The organism is Biomaibacter sp. TOL, from assembly GCF_059717795.1.
The window spans coordinates 991,478-1,010,832 of sequence record NZ_AP046092.1 but is presented as its reverse complement, the minus strand read 5'-3'; the positions used below and the strand labels follow the sequence as shown (position 1 = coordinate 1,010,832).

Below are 19,355 nucleotides of genomic sequence, written 5' to 3'. Positions count from 1 at the left end.
TTGTCGTATATATAAAAAAAATATCAATTTGTTTATTATAGACAAAAACCGAAAAGGGCAAACTCACCGAAAGGTGGGGACGCAAAGCCGCGGACCTAAGGCCGAACGGCTATGGCTGCCGGGCTGCCGGGACTTGTATGATTTTTGATGAAAAATCAGAAACATTATATTTTTACGCATAGGTACCGGCAGGGTACCGTTTTTTTATACATTATAAAATTCATATTAATCGTAATTGTTTTAACGATATTGACAAATAATTTATTTAGAAATAAATAAATGTGATCGGCTAAAAGGGGTATTAAACCAATTAAAAAAATTAAGGGCATGCTAGAAAATGGGGGCATAAATAATGAATAAAGAAAATATTATTAAAAGTTTTAATAAAATGAGCCATAACATTACCGACAAAAGTAAAAATAAAGAGGAATCCTGGATAGCATTTGAAAAGGGAAAGTTCAAAATATACCACCCCAGCGAAGGGCCTTTTCCCGTTGTTATTCCCGGCAAAAATATAATTTTTAAAGTCAATGATGAAGAAAAGCATGAACCAACACCTGTTAGTGTAGACGACAGGTTAGAGGTAAAAGTTATTAACGAACATCAAAAGGGTTCCTGGAATATAGAGATATCAGAAGATGGGCTTGAAGCGGTGCTTTTTGTTAAACCTTCTGTTAAAATCGAAAGATATTTGCCGGATTTTTTGCCTACAGAAAGTTTGTATCTTGAGCCTTTGGAAAATAAAACGTATGAAAGCCCGTTAAGTCCTGACGAACTATTAGCAGAATTGAAAAAACTTAATATTTCACATGGAATCGACTGGCCTGCTTGTGTATCTGTTAGCAGTATTAAAGAGCCGACAAAGACTGTAGTAGCTAGAGGCAGACCTCCTGAGCCTGGTATTGATTCTAGAATTGAAATATTTTTTTCAACCGAAGAGAAAGAAGTTGTAGAATTTGAAGATGGAAAGGTCGATTTTAAAAATCGATATAAATTTACCAGTGTGGCCCCAGGTGAATTACTTGTAAAAAAGATACCAGGCAAACAGGGCAAACCGGGAATTGATGTTAATGGACAGGTTATTTTACCCCGTGAGTATATTGATATAGAATTAGTTTCGGGAAAGGGGACCGTTATAAGTTCTGATGGCAACATGATTATTGCTGCATCTCAGGGGCGTCCTGTATTACACAAATATGGCAACAAGGTAGAGGTAAAAGTTTTACCTTATCTGGAACATTTTGGCGATGTGAATATTGAGAGCGGCAATATACATTTTTTAGGTGATATTTTAATATCTGGTGAAGTTAAAGATGGTTTTTCTGTAATAGGGGCAGGAAAAATTAAAATAGGTGGTATTGTGTCGCATGCCACAGTCAAAGCTGAAGATTCTGTTACAATCAATGGCAATGTGATTTCTTCTATCATTATAGCCGGCAATCAAGTTTCTAATGCTAATATGCTGCGTTTGATAAAAAAATTAAAAGAAGAATTAAGAAAATTAATTTTAATAATCAATCAACTTCAAAATGCTATGCAAGATAAAAATAAATATCCTCCGGGTTTCTTAATTAAAATCGTAATCGATAACAAGATACCGGATATATCTCGCGATGTTGAGAATTTTATTTCGGAAGTTTTAAAAATACCCGATATTTTGCTGCCCGGCGAATTTATTCAATTTGCAAAGAAGCTTGAAAATATATTAATAAAAGCGCCTTTATCAGTAAAAAATATGTTAGATTTGGATAATCTTGTTAATGATGTTTATAAATGGCATGAATACTTTGATATAAATTTAAAAAAGAAAAGTGATATAAAAATAAAATATGCATTAAATTCAAATTTAATGGCGACAGGAGATGTATATGTTATCGACCATGGGTGCTATAATACTATTATTAACGCAGGAGGAAATGTTAATGTTTTCGGTGTTTTTCGAGGCGGTGAAATATATGCTCGCGGTGACATATATATAAAAGAGTTGGGATCAGAAGTTGGGGTATTTACAAAAGTATATACTGAAATGAATTCAAAGGTAAAGATAAAAAAGGCATATTACAACTCTGTTGTCCAAATTGATAAATATAGTTTTAAATTTGATGAAATATCGGATGATATAATTCTAGATATAGATAAATTAAAAAGATAATAATGGTGAATTTTCTAGATTTTATACAATTAAATGCGTCACGGCTGATTCTGGAATATGAACAGCTTGATATTTTTTTAAGGAAAATAAAAATATTGAAGGATTTTCCACCTCCGATGGAGAAGTTTAAATAACATCCCAATACTGTAAAATAAATCGAAACCATTGGGATGAATATATTTTTGGGAGGTTTTTGTTATGAAAGGGAAATTTTATACATTAATTGCCGCCATTGCCATAAGCGCTATAATATTCAGTTCAGCGGCCATGGCGGCAGGCGGGAGTATGAAAAATATAAAGGCGTATTTCAACGGTATTAAGATTTATGTGGATGGAAAACAGCAGGCCGACACCCCGGAACCTTTCATTTACGATAATGTTACATATGTGCCCATACGGCTGGTAAGCACAGCTCTCGGAGCGAGTGTTTCCTGGGATGCCGGTAAAAATGCAGTGGTTATAAGTAGCAGGACGGAAGCAAATCAGGCTTTGCAGCAGCAAATCGCTGATTTGAAAAACCAGCTTGCACAGAAGGACAGCCAGATAACTCAGCTTACCCAGCAGAACTCATACCTGCAGATAAGGGTTTCGGATCTGGAAGCCAGCTTGAAAAATCAGACATCAAAGAACAGTGTAAACGCGGCAAAAGACCTGGAGGATTACCTGTATGACGAGTATTCCAAATGGAAGAGCATGGAGTTTGACTATGATGTTGACGGTGATGAAGATGACCTGGAAGTGACCATAGGGATAGATCTTTCAGATTATAAAAGCAAATGGAATTCCACAAGCCAGAGTTCAATAGAAAGCTGGCTCAACGATATTTTTGATTATGTGCAGGACGAATATCCCGATGCGGACTTTTCCGGCACAATAGAAGACACGGACGAGGATAAAACTCTTGTAAAGTTCAGCTCTTCCGGCAGCAAATTGACCGTCACTTTTAAATACAGCACGTATGATTTCGACGACCTGGAAGATGAATTAAACGACGAATTTGGAGACAACCTCGACGATTACAGCAGCAAATTTGGAAGCATGACTGCTGATATAAGCATTGACGGCGACGAAGACGATGAGGAAATATATATTACCATCACTGTGGATACATCAGAATACGGCAATGAATGGAGTGCAGTCAAGGAAACAAGTTATGCGGAAAGATGGATTAAGGATATAGTGAATTATGTTCTCGATGAGTTCGATGATTATGATATATCGGGAGAAGTGGAAAATCAAAACAACAGGACAATGGTTTCATTTGATGTGAGTTCGTCCGGCAAGGTTACGTTTGATTGGGACTACAGTTATTAAATAGATGCATATCCTACTTGTTTTCAACTCGAGAGCGGCGACGGCTCAGCTTTCCGGTGCATTTGGCTATCTCCGGCAGTGGCCTTAGTTTCTACGCCGGAATTATAAAATAGGTTTCAGTAATTCTGGCGACCTGACACATTACGTATAAGACCTGTTGCTTGTAAAGCCGGGTCTTTTTTGTTAACTGCATCCGGAGGACTTAGACGTCACATATTGTGGTACGCATTCATAACATATAATAGATTGCTGCAAAAAGGGAGGAGGTTTTTCAATGATACGTTATCTGGTGCGTTCGGGAGATACTCTTTTTGCCATTGCAGGAAGATTCGGCACCACCGTGGAAGCCATTATGGCGGCCAATAATCTGGCTAATCCCGACATTATATTTGCAGGCCAAGTCCTTCTCATCCCTGCAGAAGGTCCTGTCGGCCCGCCTGCGCAGCCGTGTCCGCCATGCCCTCCGTGTCCCACACCGCCCCCGGGTCCTCCGTCGGGTCCTCGCCCCAGGCCGACGGTCACCAGGACTTTTGACGGCGTGGAGTATGCCCTGAGCCTGAACAAGGCGGTCTATAAAATGGGCGAACCTGTCGTAATAAGGCTCCGCAAAAAGAACATACTGTCGGTGCCGCTTACTCTCACATACAGCACTTCTCAGAAAGTAGATTTCAGAGTAAGCAGAGACAACAATCTGATATGGCAGTGGTCGAGAAATCAGTTTTTCACACAGGTGGTTATTTCCGATACTTTTCAACCGGGAGAGGAAAAGGTTTACAGGGTAGTCTGGGATCAGAAGGCCGACGACGTGCTGACAAGGCCCGGCACATACCGGATCACGGGGTGGAATCTGGCGACCCCGGGTATAAGATTGAGCCTGGAATTTGAAATAGTCGCATGAGCCTGCTCATTAAAATATATAAATTGGGAAAAATAGTATAAATTCACATCGGTGGAGTGAGAATTATGCTTTCACAGGAAACAACTCCCATTTTTGATGCACTGAAAAACTATATGTATGAAAATACCATCTCCTTTCATGTGCCCGGTCACAAACACGGCGCGGGAAATCCGGAATTTACCGAATTCATAGGCAAGAACGCCATGAACATAGATCTCACAATTATGCCGGATCTTGACAGCATCATGTGTCCTGCCGGAGTAATAAAAGATGCGGAAACTCTGGCTGCCGAAGCTTTTGGCGCAGACAGGGCTTTTTTTTTGGTGAACGGCACAACTTCGGGAATACAGGCAATGATTATGGCGGCCTGCCGCGAAGGGGATAAAATTCTTTTGCCAAGAAACGCCCACAAATCCGCTATAAGTTCTATAATATTGAGCGGTGCCGAACCGGTGTACATAAGGCCGGAAATCAACGAAGATTTCGGCATAGCCATGGGTGTCACATTGAGTGAAACATTAAATGTCATTAGAAAAAATCCCGAGGCGAAGGCTCTTTTCATCATAAACACCACATATTACGGCATAGCGAGCCCGCTTTCCGAACTGGTGAAATTGGCCCACGACAACAATATGGCGGCACTGGTGGACGAGGCCCATGGGGCGCATCTTGCATTTCATGAAAGCCTTCCTGTCTCCGCCATGGAAGCCGGAGCGGATCTTTCCGCTTCGAGCACTCATAAGCTTGCGGGGTCCCTTACCCAGAGCTCGATGCTCTTTTTAAAGGGTGGAAGGTTTTCGCCGGGATATGTCAAATCTATCCTCAACCTGTCTCAGACCACCAGCCCTTCCTATATTCTTCTTGCATCTCTTGATACAGCCAGAAAGAATATGGCTTTGCGGGGCCGTAAACTCGTTGCAAAGGCTGTAAATCTTGCACAGTGGGCGCGGTATAAAATAAATTCCATTGAAGGGCTCCGATGCATGGGCAGCGAAGTGCTGAGGTTGAACCAGGATTTTGCGCTGGATCCCACAAAGCTGTGCATAAACGTAAAAGAGCTCGGCATAACGGGATATACCGCATCGAAAATTCTGCGGCAAAAATACCATATCCAGGTGGAATTGTCGGATTTTTATAATATTCTGGCGATAGTGAGTATAGGCGATACCAAAAATTCTGTTTCGGCGCTGGTTGAAGCCCTTGCCGGCATGGCAGGGGATTTCGGGGGAGCAAAAAAAATCAAGTTGCCGCCCATACCGGAACTTCCGATTCCGGAACTGGCAATCCTTCCAAAAGAAGCTTTTTACAGCGAAAAAAGACCTCATTGCTTCAAAGAATCGTACGGCAGGATATCGGGAGAAATGATAATGGCATATCCTCCGGGCATTCCGATCATTTGCCCCGGTGAAATAATCACTCACGATATAATTGATGAAATTATAATGCTAAAAGAGGCCGGAAGTCTTATCCAGGGCATGGAAGACAGGGAACTGAACTATATAAATATCATAAAGTAAATTTTATTCATTGCACAAGCTGTGAATATCATATATAATAATTACAGAGCGGAAAATAACTGAATGAGAGGGGATCTGCCATGATGGTCTTATTTGACCCTGGAGTTGAGCACAGAATAATGGTCTGTGTTACACCCCAAAAAAGCTGTGAAAGGTTGATAGAAAGGGGAGCCGCCAGGGCCAAAGAAGTGGGCGGACAGTTCGTGGTTATATATGTTAACAAAAGGCTCGAGCTTAACCGCGAACTTAAGGAGCATAAGATCCTGCTGGAACTGTTCGAATCGGCGAAAAATCTGGGAGGAACCGTTTCGATATTATCGGGAGATAAGATTTACGATACGCTGGCCGATTTCGCAAAGAACAATAAAATAACCCATATCGTTGTGGGAAAATCTCTTCGCTCGGCCTTTGAAATTCAAAAACACGGAGAAATTATCAATCCGCTGATTAAAGAAGTGGAAATGAGCGGAATTCAGGTGGAAGTGGTGGATTAAAAGTTTTTATGTTAAGGAGGACTTTTTCTTGAGGGGCTTGTGGGATTACCTTTATCAGAAAGATAAAAGGGTCTTTATCTATCTAAACCAGAGAATGAGGTGCAGAATACTCGATATAATTATGCCCCGTATCACGCATCTGGGTGGGGCTATATTCACCATGTTTTTGTGTTTCGTGCTTTACACCTTCGGCCAGAAGGACACAAAAATCGCGGCAGCGGAAGCCTTTGTAACCGTAACCGGAAGCCAAGGGATTGTGCAACTTTTCAAAAGGCGGATCTACCGCAAAAGGCCGTATATGGTGCTTCCCGAGGTCAACACATTCTGGAGCAGGCTGCTGAAGGATTATTCTTTCCCTTCAGGTCATACCACCGCCGGCTTTTCAATGGCGGCTATTCTGTCAATTTATTTTCCTTCTTACAGCGTACTGACATATTCTCTTGCTGCGGCTGTCGGAGTGTCGCGCATATACACAGGCATGCATTATCCTTCGGATGTTTTGAGCGGGGCTTTTCTGGGCACCGGATTTGCCCTTTTTACGCATGCTCTGACGAGCATGCTCTGAAGGCACCATAAAATTGAGAGGTCGGAAAGCCCGATGAAGAATGGAAAAGTTTTAATTCTGTCGGAAAAATTCGGAACAGGCCATGAGATGGCTGCTGCGGCTTTATTAAAAGGGATAAAAAAAACGTCTCCGAATACTGAAGTGAGGATAATCAATTTTTTCCAGTATTTTCGACCCTATTTTTCAAGGATGACCCTGAATCTTTATTTGAAGGCTCTGGATATCAGACCTGAAATATGGGGTTATTTTTATGAGAGGGAGCGAAACAAGAAAAGGGCCACCATTGCGAAGAAAATGATTCAAATGGGAGCATCCTCTATATTGAAAGGTATGCTCGAAAGAGAAAAACCTGATGTGATTGTGTGCACACACCCGTTTCCGTGCTGCGTGGCATCCCGTCTGAAACGCAAGGGTTTGTCTTTCGCTCTTGCGGCCGTCATTACAGATTTTGATGTCCACGGCTTCTGGATAAATGAGGGTATCGACGCCTATCTGGTTGCACATGAAGTCATGATTAAACCCATGTTGAAGTTCGGAGTGGCCCCGGATAATGTATTCGCCACCGGAATCCCCATAGATCCCAATTATGATGTTTTTAAAGGCAAGGTTCGGGCAAAGGAAATCCTGGGTTTCGAGAAGGACATGCCTGTTGTGCTTATGGCAGGGGGAGGCCTGGGCATTTCAGGCATTGATAGACAGTTGATCGAGGCCCTTGCCCGGGAGCCTTTACAGCTGGCGGTAGTGTGCGGGAAAAATATATCGGCCCGGTATAGTCTCGAAGAAACCGCAAGGCAAAAAGATTTTGACAACATAAAAGTGTATGGATTTGTAGAAAACATGTGGGATTTTATGGAAGCAGCCGACCTGATGATAACGAAGGCGGGCGGTCTCACTATGGCTGAAGCGCTGGCAAGAGAGCTCCCCATAATAATATACAATCCGCTTCCCGGCCAGGAGGAAAGGAATGCCAGGTTTTTACTGAGAAACGGTGCGGCCAGGTACGCCAGGGACCGGGAGATATTGCTGAAAATGGTTAAGGATATGCTTTCGGATGAAAAAAAACTGCAGTATATAAAATCCCGCGGTTCAAAGTTGAAAAAAACCGGGTCTGCCCTGAAAGCAGCAGAAGTAGTGCTGGATCTTATGGAAAAATATAACGTGGGGTGGGGTCATGGAATTAGAAAAACTGAGGGATCCTAACATTGACAGGCTCTTTGACGCAGTGCTTCTTCTTAAAAACCGTGAAGAATGCTACAGGTTTTTTGAAGATATCTGTACCATAGGAGAAATCCAGTCTCTGGCTCAGAGACTTCAGGTGGCAGAAATGTTAAAAAGCGGCCATACATACACCGATATTGCCCAGACCACCGGTGCCAGCACCGCCACCATAAGCCGCGTCAAGCGCTATTTGAATTACGGTGCCAATGGCTATAATATGATACTGGAAAGGCTCGGAAAAAAGGAAAAATAAGAATTCGGCGTGGTTTACACGCTTCTTTTTGTAGGAGGATTTTGATGAATTTTTTAGAAGAATTAAACCCCGAACAGAAAAAGGCGGTAACGCATCCCGGCGGGCCGCTCCTCATCCTGGCGGGTGCGGGCAGCGGCAAAACCCGGGTGCTCACATACAGAACGGCCTACCTGATTGAATATTTGGGAGTCAAACCGGAAAACATACTGGCTATAACCTTTACCAACAAAGCCGCCAGGGAGATGAAAGACAGGATAGAAAAGCTGCTCCCGGCGATTCGCGGAATTCTGGTGAGCACCTTTCATTCCGCATGTGTGCGCTTTCTAAGATCGGATATCGACAGGCTGGGCTATAAAAGGAATTTCATCATCTTTGACACCCAGGACCAGCAGGTGCTGATGAGAGAATGCATTAAAGCCCGGAATATCGACGAAAAGAAGTACACTCCCTCAGGTGTACTGAGTTACATAGGCAGGGCCAAGGACAGGCTCCTTTCTCCGGAAAAGTGTATGGAAAAAGCAAAGGATATCAGGGAAAAAACCATGGCTGCTCTGTACGATTTGTACCAGGAAAAGCTCAGGGAAAACAATGCCATGGATTTTGACGATCTAATTATGAATACTGTGGAGCTTTTCAAGCAAAATCCGGACGTGCTGTCATATTATCAGCAAAAGTTCCGCCACATCCTGGTGGACGAGTACCAGGACACCAACCGGGCCCAGTACGAGCTGGTCAAATTGATGGCTCAGGGGCACAGGAACCTGTGCGTCGTTGGCGACGACGACCAGAGCATATACGGTTTCAGGGGAGCAGACATAAGAAACATTCTGGATTTCGAAGAAGATTTCCCCGACGCCACGGTCATACGACTGGAGCAGAACTACCGCTCCACGGGCAACATCCTGGATGCGGCAAACAGTGTCATTGACCACAATCTCGGGCGCAAAGAAAAGAAACTCTGGACAAAAAACGAAACCGGCGGGAAAATCCGCTGCGCAACGCTTGCGGACGAGCATGAGGAGGCTTTTTTTATTGCCCGGGAAATAGAAAGACTCATACGGGAGAGGCGGCTGGATTTCGGGGATTTTGCGGTGCTCTACAGGACCAATGCCCAATCCAGGGTCCTCGAGGAAATGATGTTGAAAATGGGCATTCCTTACAGGATGGTCGGAGGCATACGTTTTTATCAGAGGAAGGAAATAAAAGATTTACTGGCATATCTGAGAGTGGCGATAAATCCTTCGGACAATGTCAGCCTGGCAAGAATCATAAATGTGCCCCGCAGGGGTATAGGAGAAACAACCGTAAATCACCTTAAGGCTATCTCGGACGCAGAAGGCGCAAGCATTTATGAGATAATAAAGAGAATGGATGAATTTCCGTTTGCCGGTGCGGCCAGAAACAAATTGTTGAAATTTGGCGACCTGGTGGAAGAGCTGATGAAATCGGCAAAAACCATGAGCGTTTCTGAATTTATGAATTATGTACTGGAAGAAACGGGATATTTGGCGGAACTTGAAGCTGAAAATACGCCGGATGCGGTAAGCCGTATGGAAAACCTGAAGGAAATGATAGGGGCCGCCAGAGAATTCGAAAAAAGGGTGCCGGATGGCGGGCTGGAGGATTTCCTGGCGGAGGCGGCCCTGCTTTCCGATGTGGACGAGCTTTCCGATGGGGAGCAGGCGGTGGTGCTCATGACGCTGCACAGCGCCAAAGGGCTGGAATTTCCCGTGGTGTTCCTGGCTGGCATGGACGAGGGCATATTTCCTCATACACGGTCGATGCTGAACGAAAATGAAATGGAGGAAGAACGCCGCCTGTGCTATGTGGGCATAACCAGGGCAAAAAAACTTCTGTATCTCACCAGGGCATGGCAGAGAAACCTGTACGGGAACACTTCATATTATTCCGCTTCAAGATTCATAGATGAAATTCCCGGCGATTTGCTGGAGGAAGTGGTGCCGGCAGGGGAAGGCTCCCGACATAAAGTTGCGGCGGCGCGAGACCATCTTGAATCCTCCGGGTGCGCCTTTTCCATTGAAAATACTTCCGCGCCCGCATGGAAAAGCACAGGCTATTCGGGTTCGTTCATGGGCCTTGCGCCCGGCGACAGAGTGAAACACTCCAAATGGGGCGAAGGCACGGTGGTAGGCCTTGACGGAATGGACGAAGATGCGGAGATATCCATAAACTTTTCTTCGGTGGGATTAAAGCACCTCATACTGAAGTATGCGCCGATTATTAAGTTATAACGACAGCGTCAGAAAACTTGCCCGCTTGCAGGCAAGTTTTCTGACGCACAAAGTTTCATCAAATCTACCTTTTAAATAACTTCGAGGCTTGCCGTAAAGATAAATCGAAGATTTGATATAAGCACCCTGTATCATGTCGAATCCTGAGGAATTTATTCTTATGATCGGGTTTTTTGCTTGACATAATAAGGCTGATATGACTATAATATTGTTGAAAATCAAATATTCTTATCCTTCGTTAGGTGAGGCTTCTGCACAGACATATGCCACTACCCGGAAACGTCGAAAGACGCCAATGGGTCAACAGGTATTGCCGGATTAAGGTTCTACCTAATGTGGCTGAGATCCGTTCTCTAGCTGTGCACGTGTCGAAACTCGACGAGTGGGGGATATGAGCGTATAATGAATCTTCCCACTCGGGAAGATTTTTTTGTGAGGTGAGGGAAAATGGGGAAAATTAAAAATGCGGTTTTAACCATGATACTGGCGGCACTGGCGATTGCTTTCGCATATTTTGCATATAAGGGACAGCAATTGAATATCGAAGGCCGGCCTTTGTCTACGGACATGATTTTCCTGCCGTATTATGCATCAAGATCGTTTGTCAGAATGATGGCTGCATATGTATTTTCACTGATTTTTTCCATCGTTTACGGCTATAAAGCTGCCACCGACAGCAGGGCCGAACGCATACTCATTCCCGTTCTGGACATACTGCAGTCTGTGCCCATACTCGGATTTTTCCCGGCGGCAGTATTTTTCTTCGTATCTCTTTTTAAAGGCCACACCATAGGCGTTGAACTGGCCTCAATTTTCCTCATCTTCACAAGCCAGGCGTGGAATATGGCATTCGGATATTATGAGTCGCTGACAACAATACCGAAAGATATAAGCGAGGCTTCGAAAGCGTTTAATATAACGGGGTGGCTGCGATTTAAACACTTATATTTGCCGTCGGGAATCAACAAGCTGGTTTACAACAGCATACTTTCCTGGGCCGGCGGCTGGTATTTTCTCATTGCGGCCGAAATAATATCCATAGGACCTATCGAGTATTCGCTTCCCGGATTGGGCAGCTTTCTTATCAAATCTATGGAAAGAGGAGAAATATTTCATACCGCGGCAGGATTATTGATGTTATTGTCGATTATTACATTCATGAATATTTTTTTATGGCAGCCGCTGACCCTTTGGGCAGACATTTATAAATACGAGTATGACGGCGTAAAGACAGAAAATGCAAAGAGAGGCCTTGGATACTGGTTCTGGTGGCAGGCACCCCTATTTCCGCTGGTAAGGCAGTGGATGACGAAGAACGGATTTTACTTAATGGAAGCCGCAGGCGGATTTTTGTTTGGCCGGATGAAAAAAGCGTCCGGCTCACGCCGCTTCACGCGCATTATTAAGGCATGCCACCGTATTATTTTCTGGATTTTTGCATTTGTCTCTGTATATATCCTTGTAAGGGGCTTCACGGCGCTTGTCGCAATCTTTTCCATGCCGCTGGAACCGATGGTTTTCGAAATCCCGCGGGCGCTGCTATATTCTTTTATCCGTCTTACGGCAGCCTATATAATATCGCTTTTGTGGACACTGCCTGCGGCTATATGGATAGGCCATAATGAGAGAGCCGAAGCTATCTTGATGCCGCTGTTTCAGATTCTGGCATCCATACCGGCTACGGCTCTGTTCCCCGTAATGGTTTTCGCGTTGATAAAGCTTACCGGAGGCATGGAGCTAGCCGCCGTTTTACTGGTGCTTACAGGCATGCAGTGGTATCTTCTGTTTAATCTGATTGCCGGCGTGAAAAGCATACCCGGGGATTTGAAGGAAGCTGCAAAGATTTTCAATCTGAACAAAATTTTATACTGGCGAAGGGTGGCGCTTCCGGCTGTCATGCCCTCCCTCATCACTGGCAGTGTGACAGCCTGGGGGGGCGGATGGAATGCCCTGATAGTCGCCGAGTATGTGGCTTATGCGGGCAGGATATATAAAACCTTTGGCATAGGTTCACTGCTGGACAGCGCCACTTACGGCGCAGGAAATTTTCAGCTGATATGGTCAAGCCTTATCGCAATGATGATTACCATTGTTGCCATTAATAGATTCTTCTGGAGAAAACTTTACAGCATCGCATCGTACAGATTTAAAATAGAAAGCTAGGAGGTGGCCGGAGTGAAGTTTCTAGAAGTTAAACATGTTTCAAAGACTTATACGGATGAATCGCGTTCCCTTACGGTTTTAAAAGACATTTCTTTTGAAGCCGAAGAAGGGGAGTTTATATGCATTATAGGGCCGTCAGGATCGGGCAAGAGCACGCTTCTTCGAATGATAACAGGACTCGACAGGCCGACAGATGGCGAGATTATTTTTAAAAATCGGAAGGTAGAAGGGGTAACCGAAGGAATGGCCATGGTTTTTCAATCATTCGCTCTCTTTCCGTGGTTGACCGTGTTGGATAACGTGACTATAGGCCTTGAGGCGAAAGGCATAGTTAGAAAAGAGCGCATTGCCATGGCTGAAAAATATATAGACAAAGTCGGCCTTGACGGTTTTGAAGAAGCTTTTCCCAGGGAACTTTCCGGCGGCATGAAACAGCGGGTGGGCATAGCCAGGGCTCTAACCATGGAACCGGAACTTTTATGCATGGATGAGCCTTTTTCAGCTCTTGACGCTTTTACCGCCCAGAACCTGAGAGAAGAAGTCCTGGACCTCTGGCAGGATGAGAACCTGCCGGTGAAAACGGTACTGATGGTGACCCACGGTATTGAGGAAGCTGTGTTTATGGCCGACAGGATAATCGTGCTGTCTAAAAGGCCGGCAAAGGTTGTGGCCGATATGAAAATAGAACTGCCGCGCCCGCGAAATATGAAAGACAGGGCATTTTCCGATGTGGCGGACAGGATTTATTCCCTTATTTTTTAAAATCTGATATAATAAATATCAAAGTGTGCAGCCGGCTTTTTAACAATTGAAACTCCGTATAAAAACAGGGGGTTATGACATTTATGGATATTGAACCTTTACCCAGTGCGGGTATAGGCGAGGTTCTGGGTCTTCTGGAAATGCTGGAAGATGCCCGGGGAAAGGAAGATATATTCGAACTGGCAAAAGATTTATTCATGGAACTGGACGACATAGGACCGGTCATAGAGGCCGCAAGAATACTGGGATTTGTCGATACGGTAAACGGAGACATTTCAATTACCAAGGCGGGCGCAACGCTGCTGAATGCGGATATCAATGAGAGGAAAAAGATTCTCGCAGACTCTATTTTAAAGCTGCATGTATTTAAAAGCGTTCTTGAATTTTTAATGAAAAGGAATAAGAATGCAAAACGTGACGCTATCATCAAATTTTTTTCGAAGAAAATGGCGGATGAGGATGCAGAAAAACTGTTTGAAACCATGGTGGAATGGGGGCGTTTTGCCGAAATCCTCAGCTATGATGCCAAAGACGAAATACTGTATCTTGAAATATAATGATGCCGTTTAATTATTCAGCATCGCACGCTGGCGCAGTGGTTTTTCGCTAGCTCCAGGTTCGCACCGACATTAATCTGACATCCGGCATCCTGTATCCGAAAAATTTGCCGTGGAGGATTGATATTTTGGACATCACTCAGGCCAGGGCACGCATAAATGAATTGAGAGATGTTATAAATTACCACAACCGTCTGTATTATGTTTATGACAATCCTTCAATATCCGATGCGGAATATGACAAATTGATGAGAGAGCTGGAAAATCTGGAAAAGGAGTTTCCCGAGCTTGTCACTCCGGATTCGCCCACTCAGAGGGTAGGCGGAGAGCCTCTTTCTTCATTTCGCCAGGTGACACATAGGCTTCCCATGATGAGTCTTTCCGACGCCTTTGACGAGGGGGAGCTGAAGGATTTTCACCGGCGGGTGACGGAAGCGGTGGGAGATAAAGTGGAGTATGTGGCGGAACTGAAGATAGACGGCCTGGCCGTTTCCCTCACGTATGAAAACGGATTGCTTACGACGGCGGCCACCCGGGGAGACGGTATGGTGGGAGAGGATGTCACGCAGAACATAAAGACTGTAAAAAGCGTGCCTCTTCGACTGGACTTTCCCGAAGATAAAAAGCCCTCGATTATAGAGGTAAGGGGAGAGGTGTACCTTCCCAAAGACGGATTCAAAAAGCTCAACGAAGAACGGGAGGATATGGAACTGCCGCCTTTTGCCAATCCCCGCAATGCGGCGGCGGGGTCGCTGCGGCAGCTGGACCCGAAAGTCACGGCAGCAAGACCCCTTTCCACCTTTATGTATGCGCTGGGATATGTGGAGGGCGCGGAATTTGCCACTCATTACGAGGTTCTGGAATTTTACAAGGCCTGCGGCCTGCGGGTAAATCCGCATATAGCGCTGCTTGAAAGCTTTGATGAAGTGATAGATTACTGTATGAGTTGGAGAGAAAAAAGGGAATCCCTTCCTTATGAGATAGACGGCATAGTCATAAAGGTAAATTCCCTGGAGCAGCAGAGAGCCCTTGGCGCTACTGCAAAAAGCCCCCGCTGGGCGATTGCCTATAAATTCCCGGCGGAACGGAAGACTACGATAATAGAGAATATAATCGTGCGGGTGGGCAGGACGGGAGTTCTCACGCCCACGGCCGAATTGAAGCCGGTGAGACTCGCCGGCTCCACTGTAAGCAGAGCCACCCTGCATAACGAGGATTATATAAAGGAAAAGGATATTCGCATAAAAGATACGGTGGTGGTGCAGAAAGCCGGCGATATTATACCTGAAGTGGTGGAGGTCATAAAAGAAAAACGCACCGGCGAAGAAATAGTTTTCGAAATGCCCCACCGTTGCCCCGAATGTGGTGCCGAAGCGATAAGAGTGCCCGGCGAGGCTGCATACAGGTGCACCGGTGTTTCCTGCCCCGCCCAGATAACAAGAAGCATCATCCACTTTGCTTCCAGAGACGCAATGGACATCCGGGGCCTGGGGCCGGCCATAGTGTCCCTGCTTCTTTCGGAGAAGCTCATAAAGGATGCGGCGGATATTTATAGGCTTACGAGGGAAGACCTTGTGCCGCTGGAGCGCATGGGAGAAAAATCCGCAGCCAATTTGCTTTCAGCTATTGAAAATAGTAAGAGCCGGCCCCTGGGAAGACTCATCTATGCCCTGGGCATCCCCTTTATAGGTTCAAAATCCGCTTCCATTCTGGCGGATGCCTTCGGTTCAATGGAAAATCTGGAAAGGGCTACTTATGAAGAGCTGGTCGCGATTCCTGAAATAGGGGATAAGATGGCCGAAAGCATTGTCACCTTTTTTAAACAGGACCAGACGAAAAATCTCCTTTCCCGCTTGAAAGCCGCAGGCGTTTGTATGGAGGCAAAAAAGCGGGATGAAGGGCCTCTGCCCCTGACAGGCATCACCTTCGTGCTTACCGGAACCCTGGAGCATTTCACCCGGGCCCAGGCCACTGAAATCATAGAAAAACTGGGCGGAAAAGTGACCGGAAGCGTAAGCAGAAAGACCGACTATGTGGTGGCGGGTAAAGAGCCAGGTTCCAAATATGACAAGGCTGTAAAGCTGGGGGTAAAAATACTCGATGAGGAACAGTTCAAGCAAATGATCGTTCATCAGACGTTAGAATCATGAATATATTATGAATGAAAAAAGTAAAAGTGCCCGATTTTCGGGCACTTTTATACGTCATCCTTCGCTAGATAAATCTCACGTACCTGGGCAGACCTTTTTCGTAGGGCACTTTTACCTCCCCCTGCACCAGAGGGAGCATATAATCTATGGCTTCCCGAGTTACCTGGCGGTTTTCATTATCTATCCATTCCGCCGGGAAAACCTTTATTTTTCCCACCACTTCGGAGAAGGGCACGGTGGAGGTTTTAAAACCGTCATCGGTCCTGACGACGGCAACCATAACATCCGTTAAGCCTTCCATGGCATATTTTACGCCGTCGGCTCCCACCATGACCGCCACGTCATTGTCGACTCTGGAGGCAATATGAGCGGCGCACCTCTGGAGAATGCTGAGTTCCACTGATTTTACACGCTTTTCGATATTTGCCTTTACCAGGTTTTCCAGATATTTTCCGACGCCTCCCATCTGCAGGTTGCTGAAGGCGTCGGCTGTGCCTTCCCTCAGATAGGCGTACTGGCCATCTTTATTTTTCAAACCTTCCGAGGCTGTAATGAACACCTTTTTCTTCCTGCTGTAAGCCCTCTCCACATCCTTCAAAAATTCGTTTTCATCAAAGGGGACCTCCGGAAGATAGATTAAATGGGGAGAATCTATCACTTCGTCTTTAGCCAGAGCGCTGGCGGCGGTAAGGAATCCGCTGTCCCGGCCCATGATTTCCACTATGGTGACAATGCCTTTGTCGTACACATCGGAATCCAGCGCCATTTCCTTCACCGATGAGGCCACATATTTGGCGGCGCTGCCATATCCGGGGCAAAAGTCGGTACAGGGCAGATCGTTGTCTATGGTCTTTGGTATGCCTACAGCTTTGATGTCATAGCCGACCTTGAGGGCATATTTTGAAAGCCTGTCGGCCGTGGTCATGGAATCATTGCCGCCGATGTAGAAGAAATAACCGATGCCGTATTTGTCAAATACCTTAAGGACCGATTCAAATTCTTCCTCTTTCAACTTGTGACGGCAGGAACCGAAAGCCGATGAGGGGGAGTAACGCAGGATTTCCAGAGCAGCATCGTCGATGTCTGTCATCTCGATAATGTTATCTTTCAAAATACCTTCCACGCCGTATCTTGCAGCAAATATTTTTACGCCGGCTTTTTTTGCTTCTTTGATTATGCCATAGCAGCTGGCATTGATGACGGCTGTGGGGCCTCCCGACTGGGCAAAAAGTACATTTTTGTGCATTTAATCCCCTCCCTGAAATAATGTTATACGTTTGAGTCTTTCCTCATTTGATATTTTACAATATTATTTTTAAAGAGACAATCTATTTTATCATGTTGTCGTTCTTTTTATTGGAGAATATATAATACATGATTTACCAATATTTATAATGGTGCTTGAATATAGCACCTTTTTTATAGTATAATATATGTCAAGAGGTGATGTCATATGAAGACGACATTATATGTCAATAGGAAACTGTTAGAGGAAGCCATGCGATTGCTGGGCACCAGCAAGATGACTGAAGCAGTAAATAAAGCACTGGAAGATTTTATTCGCCGGAGCAAACTTGAGAGGCTGGCCAACCGTATAGGCAATACCGACCTGGCTTTAAATCAGTCTGAACTGGAGGAAATGCGGAAAGATGAGTTTTAAGTATCTAGTTGACACTTCTATATGGATCGAAACTTTAAAAAAAGATGGTGATTCAAAAGCACAAGGATGGATGAAAATGGCATTGTTAGAGGAAAAAGTTGTAATTACTCCTATTATAAAAGCCGAGATATTATCCGGTGCAATAAATGAAAAACAATTTGCTCAGCTTAAAGAAGAACTTGACTCATTGATTGTCCTGGATAAGGAATCCGCTGTATGGGATAAAACCGCATTTCTAAATTTTACTCTACACCGGAAGGGGATAAATATACCACTGACCGATGTCTTGATTGCAACATGGGCTTTAATATACGATTGCATTTTAGTCCATCAGGATAAGCATTATGAAATGATAAAAGATGTTGAAAAGAGTTTAAAAACACTTTGTTTTTGTTAAAATTCTCAAAAACTTTTTAATTTTGAAGTGGGAAGAAAAAGTGGAAAAGCAGAATATAGTTTTAAAAAAGGCGCTTGAATACAGCGCTTTTTTTTAATATTCCAGTCAAGTTCCGGAATTTTTCTCATAAAAATAATAAGGGTGAGGTGTGAGAAATGAGAAGATGCCATGTCTTATTTGGCCTTTTGTTGATCCTATGCGGCTGGATTATATTATCAAACATGGAAAAGCAAGAAGAGGCAGAGGCTGCAGGCACGATTATCGAAAATCTGATTGAAAGATCCAAAAAACTGGCTTTTTTCAGGTATTTCGAGAAAGATTCAGCGCCCGAGGTGGTCTCCACAGACCCTATGAGGGGCAGCAAGGCAGTACCTGTCTATGTTCACGTGATTATCAATTTCAATCAGGATATGAAAGAAGTGCACATAATAGTTTCGGGGATGGCAGGAGATGTTGAAGTAACTGGGAGGACTGCTACATACAAGCCCCATACGGTATTTATGCCGGGGAAAAATTATGAAGTAACCGTGCACGGCAAATCCGTGACAGGAGAGGAGATGAAACCATATAGTTTTAACTTTTCTACAGCCGATATAGGAGATAAATTGTGGGTAGAAGTGAATCTCCGGCTTCTCCAGAAGGTTGTTGTCTACCGGGGAGACAGAGCGATAAAATCCATGCTGGCATCGGGAGGCTTGCCAGGGCCCGAAAACGAGACGCCACTTGGCTTTTTTACCATAAAGAACAGGGGAGAGAGTTTCTGGTCGGAGAAGTTCAAGGAAGGCGCTCTGTACTGGGTCAGGATAAAAGATGATTACCTTTTTCATTCAGTGCCCCGTGACGCCGAAGGCAATATTATAGAAGAAGAACACAGAAAACTGGGCATTCCCGCCAGCCACGGATGCATAAGATTGAAGGATGAGGACGCAAAATGGTTTTATGAAAATGTTCCCGACGGGACAATGGTTGTCATTCATGAGTAGAATTCGGGTACCCACCGAAG

Annotated in this window: 17 protein-coding genes and 2 riboswitches; of the genes, 16 read left to right on the top strand and 1 reads right to left on the bottom strand. The window is 44.6% G+C overall.

Translation table 11 applies throughout. The features are described 5' to 3' along the window. Positions 1 to 46 precede the first annotated feature (46 nt). Positions 47 to 131, top strand: a riboswitch (cyclic di-GMP riboswitch). Between the two features lie 221 nt (positions 132 to 352). The 13 genes from AC6I1H_RS05065 (at position 353) to ligA (ending at position 16,295) form a co-directional block, all read left to right on the top strand. Next, positions 353 to 2,152, top strand: a complete 1,800-nt coding sequence (locus AC6I1H_RS05065; RefSeq protein ID WP_497739889.1) for a flagellar assembly protein A — start codon at positions 353 to 355, stop codon at positions 2,150 to 2,152. A 198-nt stretch (positions 2,153 to 2,350) separates the two neighbouring features. Further along, the gene (locus tag AC6I1H_RS05060; protein WP_497739888.1) at positions 2,351 to 3,466 is read left to right on the top strand and encodes a stalk domain-containing protein; all 1,116 of its coding nucleotides are present in this window, start codon (positions 2,351 to 2,353) and stop codon (positions 3,464 to 3,466) included. A 274-nt stretch (positions 3,467 to 3,740) separates the two neighbouring features. Further along, positions 3,741 to 4,364 carry a BsuPI-related putative proteinase inhibitor gene (locus tag AC6I1H_RS05055; protein ID WP_497739887.1) on the top strand — a complete coding sequence of 208 codons (624 nt, stop codon included), beginning with the start codon at positions 3,741 to 3,743 and terminating at the stop codon, positions 4,362 to 4,364. A 65-nt stretch (positions 4,365 to 4,429) separates the two neighbouring features. Next, complete coding sequence (locus AC6I1H_RS05050; RefSeq protein ID WP_497739886.1) at positions 4,430 to 5,881, top strand: aminotransferase class I/II-fold pyridoxal phosphate-dependent enzyme; 1,452 nt, start codon at positions 4,430 to 4,432, stop codon at positions 5,879 to 5,881. An 80-nt stretch (positions 5,882 to 5,961) separates the two neighbouring features. Beyond that, positions 5,962 to 6,375: an adenine nucleotide alpha hydrolase family protein gene (locus tag AC6I1H_RS05045; protein ID WP_497739885.1), complete on the top strand. Its 414-nt coding sequence runs from the start codon at positions 5,962 to 5,964 to the stop codon at positions 6,373 to 6,375. A gap of 28 nt (positions 6,376 to 6,403) precedes the next feature. Further along, positions 6,404 to 6,940 (top strand): phosphatase PAP2 family protein, encoded by a 537-nt coding sequence (locus tag AC6I1H_RS05040; RefSeq protein ID WP_497739884.1) that lies wholly within the window; start codon positions 6,404 to 6,406, stop codon positions 6,938 to 6,940. A gap of 33 nt (positions 6,941 to 6,973) precedes the next feature. Next, a complete protein-coding gene (locus AC6I1H_RS05035; protein ID WP_497739883.1) occupies positions 6,974 to 8,140 on the top strand; it encodes an MGDG synthase family glycosyltransferase in 1,167 nt (388 codons plus the stop codon). After that, entirely contained in the window at positions 8,112 to 8,411 is a 300-nt protein-coding gene (locus AC6I1H_RS05030; protein ID WP_497739882.1) for a YerC/YecD family TrpR-related protein, read from the top strand. The genes AC6I1H_RS05035 and AC6I1H_RS05030 overlap by 29 nt, the downstream gene beginning before the upstream one ends. Positions 8,412 to 8,455: 44 nt before the next feature. Then, on the top strand, positions 8,456 to 10,663 hold the full coding sequence (gene pcrA / locus AC6I1H_RS05025) for a DNA helicase PcrA (protein WP_497739881.1): 2,208 nt from the start codon (positions 8,456 to 8,458) through the stop codon (positions 10,661 to 10,663). Positions 10,664 to 10,890: 227 nt separating this feature from the next. After that, a riboswitch (M-box (ykoK) riboswitch) is annotated at positions 10,891 to 11,057 on the top strand. 53 nt (positions 11,058 to 11,110) lie between these two features. After that, positions 11,111 to 12,826 carry an ABC transporter permease subunit gene (locus AC6I1H_RS05020; RefSeq protein ID WP_497739880.1) on the top strand — a complete coding sequence of 572 codons (1,716 nt, stop codon included), beginning with the start codon at positions 11,111 to 11,113 and terminating at the stop codon, positions 12,824 to 12,826. A 12-nt stretch (positions 12,827 to 12,838) separates the two neighbouring features. Continuing rightward, positions 12,839 to 13,588, top strand: coding sequence for an ABC transporter ATP-binding protein (locus tag AC6I1H_RS05015; protein ID WP_497739879.1), 750 nt, complete (start codon positions 12,839 to 12,841; stop codon positions 13,586 to 13,588). An 83-nt stretch (positions 13,589 to 13,671) separates the two neighbouring features. After that, positions 13,672 to 14,145, top strand: coding sequence for an AAA-associated domain-containing protein (locus tag AC6I1H_RS05010; protein ID WP_497739878.1), 474 nt, complete (start codon positions 13,672 to 13,674; stop codon positions 14,143 to 14,145). Between the two features lie 128 nt (positions 14,146 to 14,273). Next, positions 14,274 to 16,295 carry an NAD-dependent DNA ligase LigA gene (gene ligA, locus AC6I1H_RS05005; protein ID WP_497739877.1) on the top strand — a complete coding sequence of 674 codons (2,022 nt, stop codon included), beginning with the start codon at positions 14,274 to 14,276 and terminating at the stop codon, positions 16,293 to 16,295. Positions 16,296 to 16,359: 64 nt separating this feature from the next. On the opposite strand, the gene AC6I1H_RS05000 is transcribed toward ligA, so the two are convergent. Further along, positions 16,360 to 17,541 (bottom strand): 6-phosphofructokinase, encoded by a 1,182-nt coding sequence (locus AC6I1H_RS05000; RefSeq protein ID WP_497739876.1) that lies wholly within the window; start codon positions 17,539 to 17,541, stop codon positions 16,360 to 16,362. 207 nt (positions 17,542 to 17,748) lie between these two features. Here AC6I1H_RS05000 and AC6I1H_RS04995 point away from each other — a divergent pair, with 207 nt between their 5' ends. From AC6I1H_RS04995 to AC6I1H_RS04985, 3 genes are all read left to right on the top strand, one after another. Next, positions 17,749 to 17,955: a type II toxin-antitoxin system VapB family antitoxin gene (locus AC6I1H_RS04995; RefSeq protein ID WP_497739875.1), complete on the top strand. Its 207-nt coding sequence runs from the start codon at positions 17,749 to 17,751 to the stop codon at positions 17,953 to 17,955. Further along, positions 17,945 to 18,352, top strand: coding sequence for a type II toxin-antitoxin system VapC family toxin (vapC, locus tag AC6I1H_RS04990; protein WP_497739874.1), 408 nt, complete (start codon positions 17,945 to 17,947; stop codon positions 18,350 to 18,352). Before AC6I1H_RS04995 ends, vapC begins: the two co-directional genes overlap by 11 nt. 155 nt (positions 18,353 to 18,507) lie before the next feature. Further along, on the top strand, positions 18,508 to 19,335 hold the full coding sequence (locus tag AC6I1H_RS04985) for a L,D-transpeptidase family protein (protein WP_497739873.1): 828 nt from the start codon (positions 18,508 to 18,510) through the stop codon (positions 19,333 to 19,335). Positions 19,336 to 19,355: the final 20 nt, after the last annotated feature.